We start from the raw sequence: 16,346 nt of genomic DNA on the forward strand, positions 1-16,346 counted from the left end.
ACAAACTTTTGTTCTAATCTGCGCGCAAGGATGCGCCAGTTTGCATCATAGAGAAACACGTATGACAATACCGACTGAACGCCCAAAGCTGCCTTATGAGCACCCAGATATAAAAATTTATCAGAAGTTATTCAAAGAGAATATCATTCGAAGATTAATTAGAAAGTCAGCCTATCAATGTAACGATAACCACATCATCAAAGCCTTTCAAGATGAAAATCAACCACTTTCAGTTCTTTGCGAATTATTAGTGCGCTATACCACGGAAGCTTTTGTTCATTATCAAACATGGGGTTACTCTCACGCATACTATCCTGGCAGCCCAGGCCAGCAAACGGTGCGGACAGATGCCCTTGAAGGGGTTAGTAGGGTACTGCCTTTACTTGCTTCATGGCTAGTTCATAGCCAAAAAGCAATATTGAATGGGTTAAATTTAGCATCAATTGACCTTTCTGAAATCATCAAAAATGCATTTTTACATGGTACAGACCCTGCTCATAAAGGCTATTGGGGAAGGCTTGAAAATTATGACCAAAAAATTTGTGAATCTGCAGATTTAGCGCTGACTCTCTGGTTGAGTCGTGAGTGGGTATGGGATAAATTGGATAACTCTGCGCAACAACGCATTATTGAGTGGTTTGAACAGGTTAATCATTGCGATATCGTTGATAACAACTGGCACCTTTTCCCTCTTACCGTGCAATTTGTGATCCGAGCTCTCACAGGTCGAGATACCATTGCAATGTGGCGGTATGAAAGAGTGAAACAATTTTACGTGGGTGATGGCTGGTTTCGGGATGGCGCGAAAGGTAACTTTGATTACTATAATGCATGGGGCTTTTACTATTCATTATATTGGCTGAACCAAATTTGCCCCCACTTCGATGATGAATTCATTCGTAGTTCATTAAATCAGTTTAACCATCATTATCGTTATTTTATGACACCGCAAGGCATTCCATTTTTTGGCCGCAGTGCATGTTATCGCCTCGCGGTGTCCGCGCCTTTATTAGCCGGTGTTGATTTAGGTGGGGATGCTGTGAGTGTGGGGGAGGCTAAAAACGCACTAGAAAGTACTTTGCGTTATTTTATTGGTCATGGTGCCTTAAAAGCGGGAGCGCCAACTCAAGGTTTATTTAGCTATGATGCCCGCCTAGTTGATAATTACAGCGGTCCTGCGAGTAGTTTTTGGTCATTACGTGCTGTAATTATTGCTTTGTATTGTGGCAATCGAATTCAACTTTGGGATAGCCCTTGTAGCCCACTGCCAGTTGAAAGCTCAGACTTTCATTTCGAAATACCATCAATTGCGGTAACGGTTATTGGTGTGAAAGAAACACAAGAGGTCACCGTGATATTTCGTGAAGATTACCTCAAACAGCAATCCCCATTGACGCGTCGCTTAGAGAAACAATTATGCTCTCAGAAAGTAATTGAAACGCTACTAGGCCAATCAAAACGACCTAAAAACAACTTGTTACGTAAAGGAGTGACAAGTTATAGCTCTAAAATGACTCACTACTTCTAATCTTCCTTTCATTTGCTTTCAGTGCGAAAGAAATAGAAATGTGATTTAGATCTTTTACCTTTCTGTTTCTTTCGTTTAATATTATTCGAAATTAATCGAAAGCTGAGAGGCGATTATGTACTTGGTATCTACCCGTAATATGTTGAACAGAGCCCAACTGGGAGGCTATGCAGTTCCTGCATTTAATATTCATAATTTAGAAACCATTCAAGTTGTTATGGAAACTGCTGCAGAAATGGCATCTCCCGTTATTTTAGCAGGAACCCCGAGTACGTTTTCTTATGCAGGAAGTGACTACTTGATAGCTATTTGCCAGCAAGCGGCTGAGCGCTATAAAGTCCCAGTGGCTTTGCATCTAGATCATCATGAAGATATTCCAGATATTTTCCAGAAAGTCTCCGCGGGTGTGCGCTCTGCGATGATTGATGCTTCTCATTTTCCGTTTGAAGAAAATATTCAAATAGTTAAACGGGTTGTTGATTTTTGCCATCAATGGGACTGCACAGTTGAGGCTGAGCTGGGGCGTCTAGGGGGGCAAGAAGATGACTTAGTTGTTGATGCCGCAGATGCACTTTTCACCGACCCTGACGTTGCGATTACTTTTATTCAAAGAACTGGTATTGATTCCTTAGCTGTTGCAATTGGAACCGCTCATGGCATGTATAAAAGTGAGCCACATTTGGATTTTGCTAGGCTGGACGCAATCCGTAAGAAAACGAATTTGCCTTTAGTTCTTCATGGTGCTTCGGGGATCCCTGATACAGATGTCAGGCATTGTATTGAGCTTGGAATTTGTAAAGTCAATGTCGCGACAGAGCTAAAAATCGCGTTTTCTGATGCAATCAAGCAGTATTTCATTGAGAACCCAGAAGCTACTGACCCTCGCCATTATCTGGTTCCAGGAAAGGCAGCGATGAAAGCGGTGGTGATGGATAAAATTCGTGTTTGCAAAAGTGATGGAACACTTTAACAAGTAAAAATCATCTAGATTTGCTGGGGTATAACCCAAATTTATTGTTGATAGACCGCAATAAATCGTTTTGAAAATAAAAGGAATATTATGAAACAAGTTGCTGTTTTGCTCGCAGATGGCTTCGAGGAAGGGGAAGCGGTCGTTTTCATTGATATCATGCGTCGGTTAGATATTCATGTCGATGTCTTATCTTGCATGGATTCGCTTATTTTAAATACGTATTTTGGTACTAAAATTAGTGCAGATTATCTGTTAGTCGAAAAGTTATCCCATACTTATGATGCAGTGATGATGCCTGGTGGGCCAAAAGGAACTGACCGTTTGTATGCGAATGAAAAAGTAGTTGATTTCCTTCGGCGGCATATACATGAGGATAAGTATATTTGTGCGCTATGTTCTTCTGGTGCGAAAGTATTAGCAGCTCATGGGTTACTGGAAGGAAGGCATTATAGTACAGGGGACAAGTTGGCTGAGAAATTTGATGATGGCATCTATGTTGACCAAGATGTTGTTGTTGATGGGAAACTTATCAGTGCAAAAGGGCTTGGTGTAAGCTTTGAATTTGCATTTACCGTCGCAAAACATTTGCTGGCTGACAATGTTGATAAAGTGGATTGGCAAGCTAAGCATATATATTTTAAACATTGGCCACTTCCCTATCTATAACTTTTATCGGTGATCAAGATAAAAAATAAAGCGGGAATGATATTTTTTCCCGCTTTATTAATATTAAATAGCAGAATAATGATCAAAAATCAGAGTTAATAGTGTATGAAGCTAGTTCTCATCATGATAAGAATTAATTGTAATTTATCAGTATTATAACAGCTGGATTTAAATTAGAAATTTTCCGTTATAAACATTAAGCTGGTCAGATATATAATCGCCGGTAAGGAATGAATATGCGGAATATTGCTATTACAAAAAATAATATTATTTCTGGTTTTCAATGGTTCTTTTTTATCTTTTGTAATACGGTTGTTATTCCTCCGACTTTACAATCTGCGTTTCATTTATCACCACAAACCACGTTTGTAATAACCCAATATGCTTTTTTATTAACGGCTCTGGCTTGCTTGTTGCAAGCGTTTATAGGCCATAAACGCTCTGTGATGGAAGGGCCAACTGGGCTGTGGTGGGCAACAATTTTAACCGTAACCTTGTCAGAATCTATGCAAGGAACTTCTCTTGAGACGATAGGATGGAGCTTGGCTATAGGGATTTTTCTATCTGGGATTATTACCATTTTTATTGGTTTAAGCGGTCTTGGTGGTTGGTTAGCTGGTTTGTTCAAGCCGGGAGTGCTTGTGGTGTTTATGTTTTTACTTGGTGCTCAACTGGTCACTATTTTTTTAAAAGGGATGTTAGGACTACCATTTGGTGTTGGCAGTGAAAATATTACAGTTAATTATCCTGTCTTCTTTTTAGCCCTCGCAGTACTGATATTCGTCATCGCGATGATCATTTATTTACCTATGAGTATCAGTAAATATGCATTATTGATTGGAACAATTACCGGATGGCTTGCTTATAGTGGGTTATTTGGCAGCACGGTATCACCTGTTTCATCAGGGCAATGGGTGTTATTTCCATTAGGTAGATCCGATGAAATCAATATAAGTATTGTGCTGACAGCGATTTTGGCTGGAATATTAAACACATCCAATACGTTTGGAGCGATGCGAGGAACTGATGTTTTTTATCCCAATTCATTACCCGTTAAATCCTTATATCGGCGTAGTTTCATGATGTCAGGGATTGTAACAATATTAGCCGCGCCGATAGGCGTAGTGCCTTTTTCACCGTTTGTCTCATCTATTGGTCTAATTACTCAAACAAAAGACAGTTCACGTATCTCTTTTACTATTGGCAGCTTGATTTTCTTATGTGTGGGGGGCGTTGCGGTATTGACTCAATTTTTCCGCTCTTTACCGTTAGCTATTGGTAGCGCGGTTATGTTAGCGACGTATTTACCGCTGCTATTTTCTTCATTTTCATTTCTTGCGGATATGAAACTGAATGCACGTAATATTTATCGCCTCGCATTACCTATTTTTATTGGCATCTTTTTGATGTCAGCACCTGCTGCGGTATTAAATTCTTTGCCAACAATGTTTAGTTCTTTATTGGGCAATGGGTTACTCATGGGCATTATATTGGCACTTATTTTAGAAAATACGATCAAGTGGGATAACATTGCTTAATGTTTTGATAAAAAAAGCAAAGATGAAGGAAAATCTTTGCTAGAAAAGAAATAAAAAGGGATGTGATTTCATTTGGGCATTTATTTTTTAGTATAAACCCAATTTTTTATATCAATAGGCTTAGTGATAATTTTGTCATCAATCAAAAATTGTTGAGTTTGCTTTAACTTACGGATGTCATTATCCGTAATATTAACAGAATAGCGTTTAGAAAAACTATCTATACTATGAAAATCATGTATTTTTTTTATGATTTCAATATTAGTATCGCTTTCTTTAGCAAGTAAAATTTCTGCCTGATCGGGGTTATTTTGCGCATATTTACTTGCTTTTAATAAAGCAATATTCATTGCTTTAATCACCTTCTCATTTTGATTTATGAATGCTTCTCGCCCTACGATAACAGAAATACCTGAGAGTTCAGGTTCAGTACGGGTTGAATAAAGTGTTGTAATCGTCGGAGATTTATTTTCTAAACGGGCGGTACTTTGCTCAGTCCATACCATCGCATCAATTGCTCCGTTTAATAATGCGGATTCAGCATCATTTGTCATTTGAATAATATTGAAGTCAGATAATTTATATCCTTGTTGTTCAATAAATAGCGTGAAATACCGTTGCATATACGTTCCTCGTGGTAATGCAACTTTCTTGCCTTTAAGGTCAGCTAACGAGTGAATATTGCTCTCTTTTCTTACTGCGATATTAGCATTGATGGAAGAATCCTCTGACATGATTAATTTTAAGGGAACACCTCTCGATGTGGCTATAATTCCCGGAAAATCAGCATAAACAGCAATATCAATAGCATTTGTCGCTAGGCCTTCATTGACGGCTGGACCTGCTCCTGCAAAACCAGAAATAGAATATTGGTAATCAACTTTTTGTAGCTCTTCTTCAAGATATCCTAGCTGTTTTGCTAAACCGAGCAAACCACTTAAACGACCATTATTATCTGCTGTACCAATACGAACAATTTTTTCATTATTTTTACTGTCAGGTAGCCTTTCATCCCCACAACCAACTAAAATGAAGGAAATTAATACTATGATAGGAAATTTGATATAATTTAATAATGTCATGATATGTTCCTTCTAGATTTCATATTCACTTGAAAAAAGTTCTGCAGAATTATCAAAAAATTCTTGAAGAATAATTCTCTTATAATATGCAAAATCAGAACTACCTCGATTTCGTGGATAAGGAAGATTAATATCAATTATTTTTTTTATGTTTCCAGGGCGGGATGACATTATAATTACTCGATTTCCCAAATATATTGCCTCTTCAATATCATGGGTAACTAAAATCATCGTCAGTTGCTTTTCTTGTTTGATAGATAAAATCTCTCGTTGCATTTCAATTTTGGTTAAAGCATCAAGTGCGCCAAGCGGTTCATCCAATAACAATAGTTCAGGTTGGGTGATTATTGTACGGGCAATTGCTGCACGTTGTGCCATTCCTCCTGAGAGTTGTTTAGGATAAGCATTAGCAAACTCAGTCAAGTTTACGAGTTTTAAATAATTTTCAACTAGAATTTTCTTCGTTTTTTTATCTATATGGTCTAATCCGAAAGCGATATTATCAGCAATTGTTAACCAAGGTAGAAGCCTATTTTCTTGAAAAACCATTCCTCTTTCTATATTTGGTTCGGTTATCTCTTTATTTTTAAATAGTACACTTCCACTATTGAATTGGTTTAAGCCTGCAATTATGCGTAGTAAAGTACTTTTCCCACAACCACTATGGCCAACGATAGCAATAAATTCACCTTGTTGAACTTGAAGGTTAATATCTTCTAAAACAGGAAGTAACTTATTATTGATAGTAAAGTTTTTAAATCCATTTTTGATTGACAGCATATTTATTTCCTTTCTGTTCTTAACCATGGCAGCAGGTAATAAGATATAATTAATAAAATCTTATCTAATAATAAACCGACTATACCGATAACAAGAATACCCACTATAACGACTGGAGAATCTAGCATAATTCGGGCATCATTGATGCGATAGCCAATACCTGAGTTAGCTGCGATCATTTCTGCTGCAACGACTGTTGCCCAAGATAACCCCATTGCAAGCCTTAAACCTGTAAATAGGTTGGGAAGTAGTGATGGAATATAAATTTTTCGTAATTTTTGCCAGAGATTGAATTGATAAAGATTACCTAATTCAATATAAGTCATAGGTGTCGTTTGTATTCCATTGATGGTACTTAGTAATATAGGGAAAAAGGCACTTTTTATAATAAGAATAATTTTAGTTACTTCACCAATCCCAAACCATAAAATTAATAATGGTATCCATGCTAGTGGAGGAATTTGACGTATAGCATTTAATGTTAGGTTGAAAATTTGGTTTGTTCGTAGCGACAATGCCATGATAATACCAAGAAAAAAAGCAAAAATAGCAGCGATAGCAAAGGCTATTAATACTCGGGATAAACTAATTGATAAATCTTGCCATAATTGCCCAGAATATAATTGGAAATTCAAAGAATGCCATGCTTGCGGAATAGATGGAAAAATAACAGGAGAAACACCTCCAATTGTTGTTGTAATATACCAAATTGTAAAAATAATGACTGGAAGTAGAAGTAAAAAAAAACTGTTTTTCAACATGATATATAAACCTCAACTTATTTTATCGAAATATTGATTGAGGAAGCTCACATATGTTTTTGTATCCTGTAATCCAACGAGTTTATCCACTAATTTCCCATTATTTGAGACTGCAATAATAGGTATACTTCTAAGTGAATACTTTTGAAGAATTTCAACAGAATTATCTACAGAGAGATAATTGATTTTATTTATTGAGTAAAATTTTACTAATGAAGGTAATAACTCATTCAATACTTTACATTTATTGCACCAATTAGCACCGAAGAAAATCAAATTATTTTTATTTTCATTAATAATTGAATCGAATGTTTCACTATCTATTTCATATATTTTATCGGAAAAGAAAAATATGTCAGATTTTTTGGAGGAATGATTATCTCCAGTGCGAGCAATACATAAGATATCATCATCTGGAATTTTATGTTTTATTATCCCTTCGATATACACTCCTGTAATTGTATCTTTAGGGGCTGCATTTGGTAATCGAAATTGAGAGACATCCATAGGTGCTATGCTATTTTCTTCAGGTATATCTAATTGAGGGATCCAATCATAAGGGATTCTATAAGCACGATAGATCATATTATTGCGTTTTTTTCCTTCTCGCCAGTAAGGTGAGACATATTCCCACACAATCTCATGTTCAGCTGTTATTTCAATCAATCGCCCATTTGAGCCTTCGGTAATTAAAGTATTACCATTTGGTAGACGCTGAGCGCTACTTACATATGGGCTATAGAATCGACTCGAATCCATGGGAGATGCAAAACCTAGTTTTTCTGCATCATGTTGCCAAATAATTTCGAGAGTAACTGGGTTTATTTCTAATACTCGAGAACTATCTCGCCATGCATTTTTTAAGCCATATACAGATGAAGGGTTTGGTGCTCCATAACCAGCCCAACCTCCATTATCAAAAATTAACAGATTTCCTGCACCTGGGAGGCCATGAGGTATAATATGAGCATGATGAGGTCCGATAATCCAACCAAGATGATGAACTTGTTTGTCGTTATAATCTGGTCCTAATTGCCAAACTATTTTTCCAGTTTTTCGACTAGTTATTCCGATTATATTTGCTTCTCTAGAATCCCAAATAATGTTATCAGGATGAAAACGTTCGTCTCCATTATCATAATGTAGATTTGGCCCTATACGAGACATGGTATTAATATGTAGATAATCTCCCATGCCTCCACCAGCACTACGCATATTTGGATCACGATATAAAACATTTCTAGCTTCTTCGCTGAAATTTAATTCTGAAAAGTGATCGCTAAATGCCCATTGCCAGATAATATTACCTTGCCAATCTACTTCGATAAAAATATCATCAAGTAGCCATTTATCTGATATTTCAGGTTTGTAAATATTTTGATGGCATAGTATTAGAGTATTTCCGCTATGGGTTTGTGATGTTAATGTAGGAGAATAATAACCAACAGGGTTTCCATCACGTTGAAAATCATGATGTTGTCTTGCCATCCATATTATTTCTTGATTAGGATCTTGTATTTTTTCTAATTTATTGAATGACCATATAATGTTACCATCCCAATCAAATTGAACTAAATCAACTTGATCTTGAACACCATATTTAGGTGATCGCAAACCATGACTACCAAATAAATATCCACCAGGTAAAATTTTATTAGGGAAACCATCAACTCCTTGCCATAAATGCACTTCTCGACCATTCATATCAATTAATAGCGCACCTTTTCCTGGTGCGTTAAAAAGGGTATAACCACTAAATGTTTTTTCTTTATTGAAAATAGTCGTTCCTGAAGGATAAATACTTGGATGCCCCATATTAAATATTCCTATAGTAAATTTTTTCTATGTGGAATAATGGTGTAAAGGTAATGGCTTTTGAAATATTTTTTATTATGGTGTTATAACTTAATAGAACAATACAGTAATGTTCTATTAAGTGCTTATATTTATAATATTAAGTGATAAGAATATAATACGTAATTAATACAAAAAGTTAAAAATATAATTGATTTTTTCCTAGTGATGGTATGAGTATTGTTCATATCTTATGATCAGTAACACAGTATGAATGATATTAAACTATACATTATGTTAATTCATTTACTGATCGTTATTTACGGGCTAACATTGCGTTAGCCCGTAAAATTTAACGGCCTAAATAACTATCCCAATCTTTCCAAACGGGCTGTAAACCGGCTTGCACAAGGGCATGTGCGACTTGAGCGGCACTGCGGTTATCATTTGGGGAAAACTGTTCTAGCTCTTCTTTGGTATCTGCATAGCCACCCGGTTGGGTTTTTGAGCCGGCACTGACGTTGTTAATTGCCAATGGCACCACGTGATCACGGAAATAAGGTGATTCACGGGTTGAGAGTGAAAGCTCGACATTCGGCGCCAGTAGGCGAAAAGCACAAATCAATTGCACTAATTCGGCTTCATTCATCAGTGATGCTGGTTCAACGCCACCTGCACAAGGGCGCAAGCGAGGAAAAGAGATAGAATAACGACTTTGCCAGTAGTATTGCTGTAAGTACAACAAATGTTCTGCAACCATATAGCAATCGGTACGCCAACTGTTTGATAAACCAATTAACGCGCCAAGGCCGATTTTATCTATACCTGCTTCTCCTAAACGTTCTGGAGTGGCTAGGCGCCAGTGAAAATCCTGCTTTTTACCTTTGAGATGATGTAGTTGATACGTGGGCTCATGGTAGGTTTCTTGATAAACCATCACACCGTCTAACCCCAAAGTTTTCAACTCCTTATATTCATCTGTGCTTAGTGGCTGCACTTCCATCATTAACGAACTGAAATAAGGGCGAATGATGGGGAATGTGTGGCGGAAGTAGTCCATACCCACTTTACTTTGGTGCTCCCCTGTAACCAGTAATAAGCTATCAAAACCAATTTTGCGAATGGTTTCGCACTCATTGATGATTTCAGCGTCATTTAGCGTTTTTCGCTTAATTTTATTACTCATCGAGAAACCGCAATAAGTACAATCGTTTGCGCATAGGTTCGATAAATAAAGTGGCACGTAAAAGCCAACAGCATGGCCAAAGCGTTGGCGGGTGAGTTTCTGGGCTTTTTGTGCCATCAGCTCAATGTAGGGACGGGCAGCAGGGGAAAGCAGCGCCATAAAATCATCGAGTGTGAGTATATCTGCCGCCAAAGCGTGTTCCACATCGACAGGTGTTTTACTGTTTATCCGCAGTGTCGTATCGTCCCAATCCAGTGCTTGTAAGCGTTCTTGGAAACTTGGGATCATGATAAGGCTCCTAAAAAACGGGTCAATGGGCTGGACGCTTGCGCCTGTTGCTTCGGTGCAGCTAACCCGCTTTGATAAGCTAACTCAGCGGCTTCGACCGCGAGTTTAAACGCTTTTGCCATAAGTGCAGGTTGCTTCGCTACCGCGATTGCGGTATTGACTAAAACGGCATCGGCACCCATTTCGATGGCTTCTGCCGCATGGCTTGGCGCACCAATTCCGGCATCTACGACGACAGGCACAGAAGCTTGTTCAATAATGATACGGAGCATTTCTTTAGTTGCTAAGCCTTTGTTTGTGCCAATCGGTGAGCCTAATGGCATCACAGCGGCACAGCCTACTTCTTCCAAACGACGACAGAGTACTGGATCTGCGCTGCAATAAGGCAATACAACAAATCCCTCTTTAACGAGCTGCTCTGCGGCGAGTAATGTCTCGATGGGATCGGGTAGCAAATAACGCATATCTGGATGGATCTCAAGTTTGACCCAATTGGTACCGAGGGCTTCTCGAGCTAGGCGCGCTGCAAATACCGCCTCTTGGGCATTTTTCGCACCGGAGGTATTCGGTAATAGCTTCACACCCAATTCTTGCAGTGGCTGTAAAATACCATCATCTTGCCCACGTAAGTCAATACGTTTCATTGCCATTGTCACCAATTGACTGCCGGATGCTTCAATGGCGTCTTGCATTAGGTTAGCGCTGGCAAATTTACCTGTTCCAGTAAACAGGCGTGAGTGAAAAGTTAAATCTGCGATTTTTAACATTATTAGCCCCCAGCGATAGCTTGAAATAACAAGATATTGTCTTGGTCATTAATGAGGTGTGAATCCCACTGACTCTTCGGAATGATCACTTGGTTGATAGCAAGTGCAGTTCCCACTATTGGCCGGTTGAGAGTGGAAAATAATTGATTAACCGTCAGTGGGGCGTCGAATTCCATAGGTTGGTCGTTAATTATGATATGCATGTTTCTTCCCGACAGATTGGACATTGCAATGACGGCGTTAATTGCAATGTATTCCATTGTTGCTGTTTCCCATCAAATAAACGCAATTTACCGCTCAGTGAAGAGGGAAGGCCGACAAGTAATTTAATGGCTTCTAGTGCTTGTAACGTGCCGATAATTCCAACTACAGGCCCTAATACCCCGGCAGTGCGGCAGTTGCGCTCGGGTTCATCTTTGTCTGGATATAAACAGGCATAGCAACCAGTACTAAATGGCGGTTCAAGTACCATTAATTGGCCGCCAAACCCAACCGCACTACCGCTAACTAAGGTTGTATTGGTCATGACACAAGCGGTATTGACCGCATGGCGAGTGGCCATGTTATCGCAGCAATCAAGCACTAAATCGACTTGTTCAGCTAAAGGAATTAAAGTCTCAACATCCAACTTCTGTGCGACAACATGGGTTCTTACCAATGGATTGAGCCGATGCAGCCTATCTGCGGCAAGCTGGGCTTTTGGCTGGCCGATATCATCGGTATCGTAAAGTACCTGCCGTTGTAAGTTAGAAACGTGCAAGTCATCGTGGTCAGCTAGCCACAATTCGCCGACACCAGCCCCCGTTAAATAAAGGGACGCGGGGGAGCCTAATCCCCCTAAGCCGACAATGAGGACTTTGCTATTTTTGAGTTTTTGTTGCCCCTCGGGACTAATGTCTTCGAGTAGTAGCTGACGGCTGTAACGCATGAATTCTTGGTCACTTAACATGATTGAATTCCTTAAATCATCACTCACCCTGTTTTATGATGATAAAGCAGGGCGAGTTATGTGATTAAAAATTGGCTAGTTGGCAGTATTTCGCTCAATTAAATCCAACAACGTTTCTGTTGCAGCGCGCCAATCATCGGCTTTGGTAATCGCACTGACCAGCGCAACACTACCTACCCCAGTTGCTAGCACTGCGGGGACTTTATCAATAGAAATCCCACCAATGGCGACAGTTGGGTAATCAGGCGTTGCTTCCACCATGGTCTTAAGCGTTTCTAAACCCTGAGGCGAAGATGGCATCTCTTTCGTTTGTGTTGGAAAGATATGTCCCATAGCAATGTAAGAAGGACGCACGGATTTCGCGATAGCCAGTTCGTGCTCATCGTGCGTTGATATTCCTAACCGTAAACCCGCTTGATGGATTGCTAATAAATCGGTAGTTTCCAAATCTTCTTGGCCCAAATGTACGCCATAAGCACCTAACTCGACCGCTAAGCGCCAGTAATCATTAATGAATAAACGTGCGTTATGTTTTTTTCCGAGCGCAATTGCTTGTTGAATATCATCACGAACATCTGCGTCAGATTTGTCTTTGATGCGTAATTGGATGGTGGAAACACCTGCATTAAGCAGGCGTTCAATCCACTCGACTGAATCAACGACAGGGTAAAGACCTAGGCGTTGTTCAGTCGCAGGAAAAGGGTTATTTGGGATAGCTATAGTATTTGGAATAGATATAGCACTAGGCAATTTTGGCATTTTCATCCACCTCTGCGTTCACAATTTCAGCACCGTGATAGAGCTCACTGCCATGGGCACGGAAGGCTTCTGACATCTGTTCCATACCCGCTTCTTTTTCGTTTGCTTCTTTTTGGGCTGCGTAATCACGGACTTCTTGAGAAATCTTCATCGAACAGAATTTCGGTCCGCACATTGAGCAGAAATGGGCAATTTTCCCAGAAGCTTGTGGCAAGGTTTCATCATGATATTTGCGAGCAGTTTCAGGGTCTAATGCCAAGTTGAATTGGTCTTCCCAACGAAATTCAAAACGGGCTTTGGACATCGCGTTATCACGGATCTGCGCACCAGGGTGCCCTTTAGCAAGGTCAGCGGCGTGGGCTGCAATCTTATAAGTGATTAGCCCTTGTTTAACATCGTCTTTATTCGGCAATCCCAAGTGCTCTTTCGGGGTGACATAGCATAACATCGCACAGCCAAACCAGCCGATCATGGCGGCACCAATACCAGAGGTAAAGTGGTCATAACCCGGAGCAATATCGGTTGTGAGTGGACCTAAGGTATAGAATGGCGCTTCGTGGCAATGTTCCAATTCTTCCGTCATATTACGGCGGATCATTTGCATTGGTACGTGGCCAGGGCCTTCGATCATGACTTGAACATCATATTCCCACGCAATTTTGGTTAACTCACCAAGGGTATGTAATTCGGCAAATTGTGCTTCATCGTTGGCGTCTTGGATTGAACCTGGGCGCAGGCCATCCCCTAATGACAATGAAACGTCGTAAGCAGCACAAATTTCACAAATTTCACGGAAGTTTTCATATAAAAAGTTTTCTTGGTGATGGGATAAACACCATTTTGCCATGATAGAACCCCCGCGAGAGACGATCCCCGTTAGACGTTTGGCGGTCATTGGTACATAGCGTAGTAATACGCCGGCATGGATAGTGAAGTAATCGACGCCTTGCTCTGCTTGCTCTAATAATGTGTCACGGAACATTTCCCACGTGAGATTTTCGGCGACACCGTTCACTTTTTCGAGCGCTTGGTAAATCGGAACCGTACCAATAGGCACTGGGCTGTTACGTAAAATCCATTCACGAGTTTCGTGAATATAACGGCCAGTGGATAAATCCATGACGGTATCTGCCCCCCAACGTGTTGACCAAATCAGTTTTTCGACTTCTTCTTCAATGGATGAGGTGACAGATGAGTTACCAATATTAGCATTAACCTTAACTAAGAAATTACGGCCAATAATCATTGGTTCTGATTCGGGGTGGTTGATATTGGCTGGGATAATGGCGCGACCCGCCGCCACTTCTTGGCGAACAAATTCAGGGGTAATATTCTCCGGTAAATTTGCGCCAAAGCCTTGGCCTGGGTGTTGTTGCAATAAAACTTCGCCACGAATACGTTCACGCCCCATATTTTCGCGGATTGCAATAAACTCCATTTCAGGGGTTACGATGCCTTTACGTGCATAGTGTAATTGGGTAACACACTTGTTAGTTTGGGCTTTTAATGGGTGGGGGCGGTTGTTAAAGCGCAGATGATCAAGACCTGCATCAGCAAGGCGTTGTTGGGTAAAATCGGAACTTAAATTTTCGACAGGTACGGTATCAGCTCGTTCACTTATCCATGGCGCACGAATTTTTTTAAGGCCTTTATGGACATTCAATTCAGAAACTGGGTCGCCGTAAGGGCCAGATGTATCATAGATAGGAACAGGTTCGTTATCTTCAAATTGAGGGTTATCTTTATCGCCACCAATCAAGGTTTGAGAGAGTTGGATTTCTCGCATCGGGACTTGGATATCGTCTCTAGAACCTTGTAAATAAATGCGCTGTGAATTAGGAAACGAAACGCCAGAAACGGTATTAATAAAATTTTCAGCGGCATCACGTTGAGCTTTACGGGTACGAACGGGTGCTGCTTGTGGCGATAAATCAGCAGTAGGGATGATATTTTGTTCTGTATTATTGGACATAGCAATTTCCTGACATTGTCACGGCTATCACAGTTTTATGTGTAGCGGGTTTATCGAAAGAAAGTTGCTTGTCAGGAGTTCGGAGGAGTAATAAAAAGACGTTGCGGCTAATTTTTCACCAAATGTGAGGTGATAAACTAACGCTGAGTGATTACTCTTGTTCCCTTCGCGGGTATTAACCCGATCAGGTTCCGCGGATCCCGAATTAACGGTCTCAGCCTGATGCATTGCATACTAGGCACTCCGACAAGAGATTTCAGTATAAGCTTTCCTCGTTATTCTTCAAGCGATAAGTGCGTTGGCTGCTCTCGGCTACCCAAGTCACATACTTATGTATGCTCCTTGGGATATCCTCATTTGCCGCCTTCTTCTCACTTGAATAATTTAGAGGAAAGTAAAATGGAATAAGGTTATTTCCTTGTTATTTTTCAAGGGATAAGTGCTTCCTCGTCATTCTTCGCGCGATAGGTGAGTCGATTTCATAGATTTACCCGAGTCACATACTTATGTATGCTCATCGGGATAATTCTATTTATCTCCTTCCTCTAGCACGAATAATTTAGAGGAACCTTTGAAAAGATTAGTTAGTTAAAACCAAAATTAAAACCAAGTTTGAAATTAAAATTGGGCTTACAAACTCCAAGTATATTGTGGCCAATTGTGTTCGAGTGCGGCTTGCGTTAGGCGTTCGTCACCGTTGATAATAAATACTTCATCGGCGAATTGGCACATCGGGAGATCGTTGGCGGAGTCGGTGTAGAAATACACATAGGCGTCAGTGATCGGTTGGTGGCGGACCCAAGCTAATAGGCGTTTGACTTTACCTTCTTTAAAGGTTGGAATGCCGTCGATCTCTGTGGTGTAGCAACCATCTTGTTGTTTGATATCGATCCCCATCGCGACATCCGCACCTAGTTTCGCAGCAATTTTTTTCACAATAAATGAAACGGTTGCGGAGATCACAATAATTGGGATCCTTTTAGCTCGATAATTTGCGATCGTTCTAATGGCGTCAGGGTAGACTCGCGGTAAAATCACGTTTTGTACGAAATCATCCAACCAGATATCCACTTGCTCAGCTTTTACATTGGCGAGGGTTTGTAGGTTAAAATGCAGGTAAGTCGGCATATCCAAAGTGCCTGCATTATACTGCGCCATCATGGCTTTATCTGCCTCCACAAATTGTGGGTCGCTAATGATTTGCTTATCCCACAGATATTGTGTCCACAATACACTGCTATCACCTTGAATTAACGTATCATCTAAGTCAAAAATGGCCAGTCGGTTTTGCATTATATTCCTA

The 16,346-nt window shown here is 40.0% G+C and carries 15 protein-coding genes and 1 riboswitch; of the genes, 4 read left to right on the top strand and 11 right to left on the bottom strand.

Features of this window, described 5'->3' with window-relative positions:
• Window positions 1-61: 61 nt before the first annotated feature.
• The 4 genes from PSF31_RS17350 to PSF31_RS17365 all read left to right on the top strand — a co-directional run bounded on the left by PSF31_RS17350 (window position 62) and on the right by PSF31_RS17365 (window position 4,705).
• Window positions 62-1,528 carry a DUF2264 domain-containing protein gene (locus tag PSF31_RS17350; protein ID WP_004264467.1) on the top strand — a complete coding sequence of 489 codons (1,467 nt, stop codon included), beginning with the start codon at window positions 62-64 and terminating at the stop codon, window positions 1,526-1,528.
• Window positions 1,529-1,643: 115 nt separating this feature from the next.
• A complete protein-coding gene (locus tag PSF31_RS17355) occupies window positions 1,644-2,498 on the top strand; it encodes a tagatose bisphosphate family class II aldolase (protein ID WP_096865036.1) in 855 nt (284 codons plus the stop codon).
• Between the two features lie 87 nt (window positions 2,499-2,585).
• Window positions 2,586-3,167, top strand: a complete 582-nt coding sequence (locus tag PSF31_RS17360) for a DJ-1/PfpI family protein (RefSeq protein WP_096865035.1) — start codon at window positions 2,586-2,588, stop codon at window positions 3,165-3,167.
• Window positions 3,168-3,403: 236 nt separating this feature from the next.
• Window positions 3,404-4,705 carry a uracil/xanthine transporter gene (locus PSF31_RS17365; protein ID WP_176489331.1) on the top strand — a complete coding sequence of 434 codons (1,302 nt, stop codon included), beginning with the start codon at window positions 3,404-3,406 and terminating at the stop codon, window positions 4,703-4,705.
• Window positions 4,706-4,785: 80 nt separating this feature from the next.
• On the opposite strand, the gene PSF31_RS17370 is transcribed toward PSF31_RS17365, so the two are convergent.
• The 11 genes from PSF31_RS17370 to PSF31_RS17420 form a co-directional block, all read right to left on the bottom strand.
• The gene (locus PSF31_RS17370; RefSeq protein ID WP_096865033.1) at window positions 4,786-5,787 is read right to left on the bottom strand and encodes an ABC transporter substrate-binding protein; all 1,002 of its coding nucleotides are present in this window, start codon (window positions 5,785-5,787) and stop codon (window positions 4,786-4,788) included.
• Window positions 5,788-5,799: 12 nt separating this feature from the next.
• A complete protein-coding gene (locus PSF31_RS17375) occupies window positions 5,800-6,567 on the bottom strand; it encodes an ABC transporter ATP-binding protein (RefSeq protein WP_228677527.1) in 768 nt (255 codons plus the stop codon).
• A gap of 2 nt (window positions 6,568-6,569) precedes the next feature.
• On the bottom strand, window positions 6,570-7,328 hold the full coding sequence (locus PSF31_RS17380; protein WP_096865032.1) for an ABC transporter permease: 759 nt from the start codon (window positions 7,326-7,328) through the stop codon (window positions 6,570-6,572).
• 12 nt (window positions 7,329-7,340) lie between these two features.
• Entirely contained in the window at window positions 7,341-9,143 is a 1,803-nt protein-coding gene (locus PSF31_RS17385; protein ID WP_096865031.1) for an arylsulfotransferase family protein, read from the bottom strand.
• Between the two features lie 331 nt (window positions 9,144-9,474).
• Window positions 9,475-10,596 carry a 2-iminoacetate synthase ThiH gene (gene thiH, locus PSF31_RS17390; protein ID WP_004264492.1) on the bottom strand — a complete coding sequence of 374 codons (1,122 nt, stop codon included), beginning with the start codon at window positions 10,594-10,596 and terminating at the stop codon, window positions 9,475-9,477.
• Entirely contained in the window at window positions 10,593-11,363 is a 771-nt protein-coding gene (locus PSF31_RS17395) for a thiazole synthase (protein ID WP_004264496.1), read from the bottom strand. Before PSF31_RS17395 ends, thiH begins: the two co-directional genes overlap by 4 nt.
• A gap of 2 nt (window positions 11,364-11,365) precedes the next feature.
• Entirely contained in the window at window positions 11,366-11,566 is a 201-nt protein-coding gene (thiS, locus tag PSF31_RS17400; RefSeq protein WP_004264499.1) for a sulfur carrier protein ThiS, read from the bottom strand.
• Window positions 11,554-12,312, bottom strand: coding sequence for a HesA/MoeB/ThiF family protein (locus tag PSF31_RS17405; protein ID WP_096865030.1), 759 nt, complete (start codon window positions 12,310-12,312; stop codon window positions 11,554-11,556). The genes thiS and PSF31_RS17405 overlap by 13 nt, the downstream gene beginning before the upstream one ends.
• Window positions 12,313-12,387: 75 nt before the next feature.
• A complete protein-coding gene (gene thiE / locus PSF31_RS17410; protein ID WP_164561245.1) occupies window positions 12,388-13,071 on the bottom strand; it encodes a thiamine phosphate synthase in 684 nt (227 codons plus the stop codon).
• Entirely contained in the window at window positions 13,055-15,043 is a 1,989-nt protein-coding gene (gene thiC / locus PSF31_RS17415; RefSeq protein WP_096865029.1) for a phosphomethylpyrimidine synthase ThiC, read from the bottom strand. The genes thiE and thiC overlap by 17 nt, the downstream gene beginning before the upstream one ends.
• A gap of 144 nt (window positions 15,044-15,187) precedes the next feature.
• Window positions 15,188-15,299, bottom strand: a riboswitch (TPP riboswitch).
• A 374-nt stretch (window positions 15,300-15,673) separates the two neighbouring features.
• Window positions 15,674-16,336 (bottom strand): HAD family hydrolase, encoded by a 663-nt coding sequence (locus PSF31_RS17420; RefSeq protein WP_096865028.1) that lies wholly within the window; start codon window positions 16,334-16,336, stop codon window positions 15,674-15,676.
• Window positions 16,337-16,346: the final 10 nt, after the last annotated feature.

Origin of the sequence: Providencia sp. PROV156 (genome assembly GCF_028480905.1) — a bacterium.
Classification (GTDB): domain Bacteria; phylum Pseudomonadota; class Gammaproteobacteria; order Enterobacterales; family Enterobacteriaceae; genus Providencia; species Providencia hangzhouensis.

Coding starts and splice junctions, on each gene's coding strand:
- PSF31_RS17405 (WP_096865030.1), bottom strand. CDS start 12,312: ATGTTAAGTGACCAAGAATTCATGCGTTACAGCCGTCAGCTACTACTC.
- PSF31_RS17420 (WP_096865028.1), bottom strand. CDS start 16,336: ATGCAAAACCGACTGGCCATTTTTGACTTAGATGATACGTTAATTCAA.
- PSF31_RS17365 (WP_176489331.1), top strand. CDS start 3,404: ATGCGGAATATTGCTATTACAAAAAATAATATTATTTCTGGTTTTCAA.
- PSF31_RS17355 (WP_096865036.1), top strand. CDS start 1,644: ATGTACTTGGTATCTACCCGTAATATGTTGAACAGAGCCCAACTGGGA.
- PSF31_RS17375 (WP_228677527.1), bottom strand. CDS start 6,567: ATGCTGTCAATCAAAAATGGATTTAAAAACTTTACTATCAATAATAAG.
- thiS (WP_004264499.1), bottom strand. CDS start 11,566: ATGCATATCATAATTAACGACCAACCTATGGAATTCGACGCCCCACTG.
- thiC (WP_096865029.1), bottom strand. CDS start 15,043: ATGTCCAATAATACAGAACAAAATATCATCCCTACTGCTGATTTATCG.
- PSF31_RS17395 (WP_004264496.1), bottom strand. CDS start 11,363: ATGTTAAAAATCGCAGATTTAACTTTTCACTCACGCCTGTTTACTGGA.
- PSF31_RS17385 (WP_096865031.1), bottom strand. CDS start 9,143: ATGGGGCATCCAAGTATTTATCCTTCAGGAACGACTATTTTCAATAAA.
- thiE (WP_164561245.1), bottom strand. CDS start 13,071: ATGCCAAAATTGCCTAGTGCTATATCTATTCCAAATACTATAGCTATC.
- PSF31_RS17370 (WP_096865033.1), bottom strand. CDS start 5,787: ATGACATTATTAAATTATATCAAATTTCCTATCATAGTATTAATTTCC.
- PSF31_RS17350 (WP_004264467.1), top strand. CDS start 62: ATGACAATACCGACTGAACGCCCAAAGCTGCCTTATGAGCACCCAGAT.
- thiH (WP_004264492.1), bottom strand. CDS start 10,596: ATGATCCCAAGTTTCCAAGAACGCTTACAAGCACTGGATTGGGACGAT.
- PSF31_RS17380 (WP_096865032.1), bottom strand. CDS start 7,328: ATGTTGAAAAACAGTTTTTTTTTACTTCTACTTCCAGTCATTATTTTT.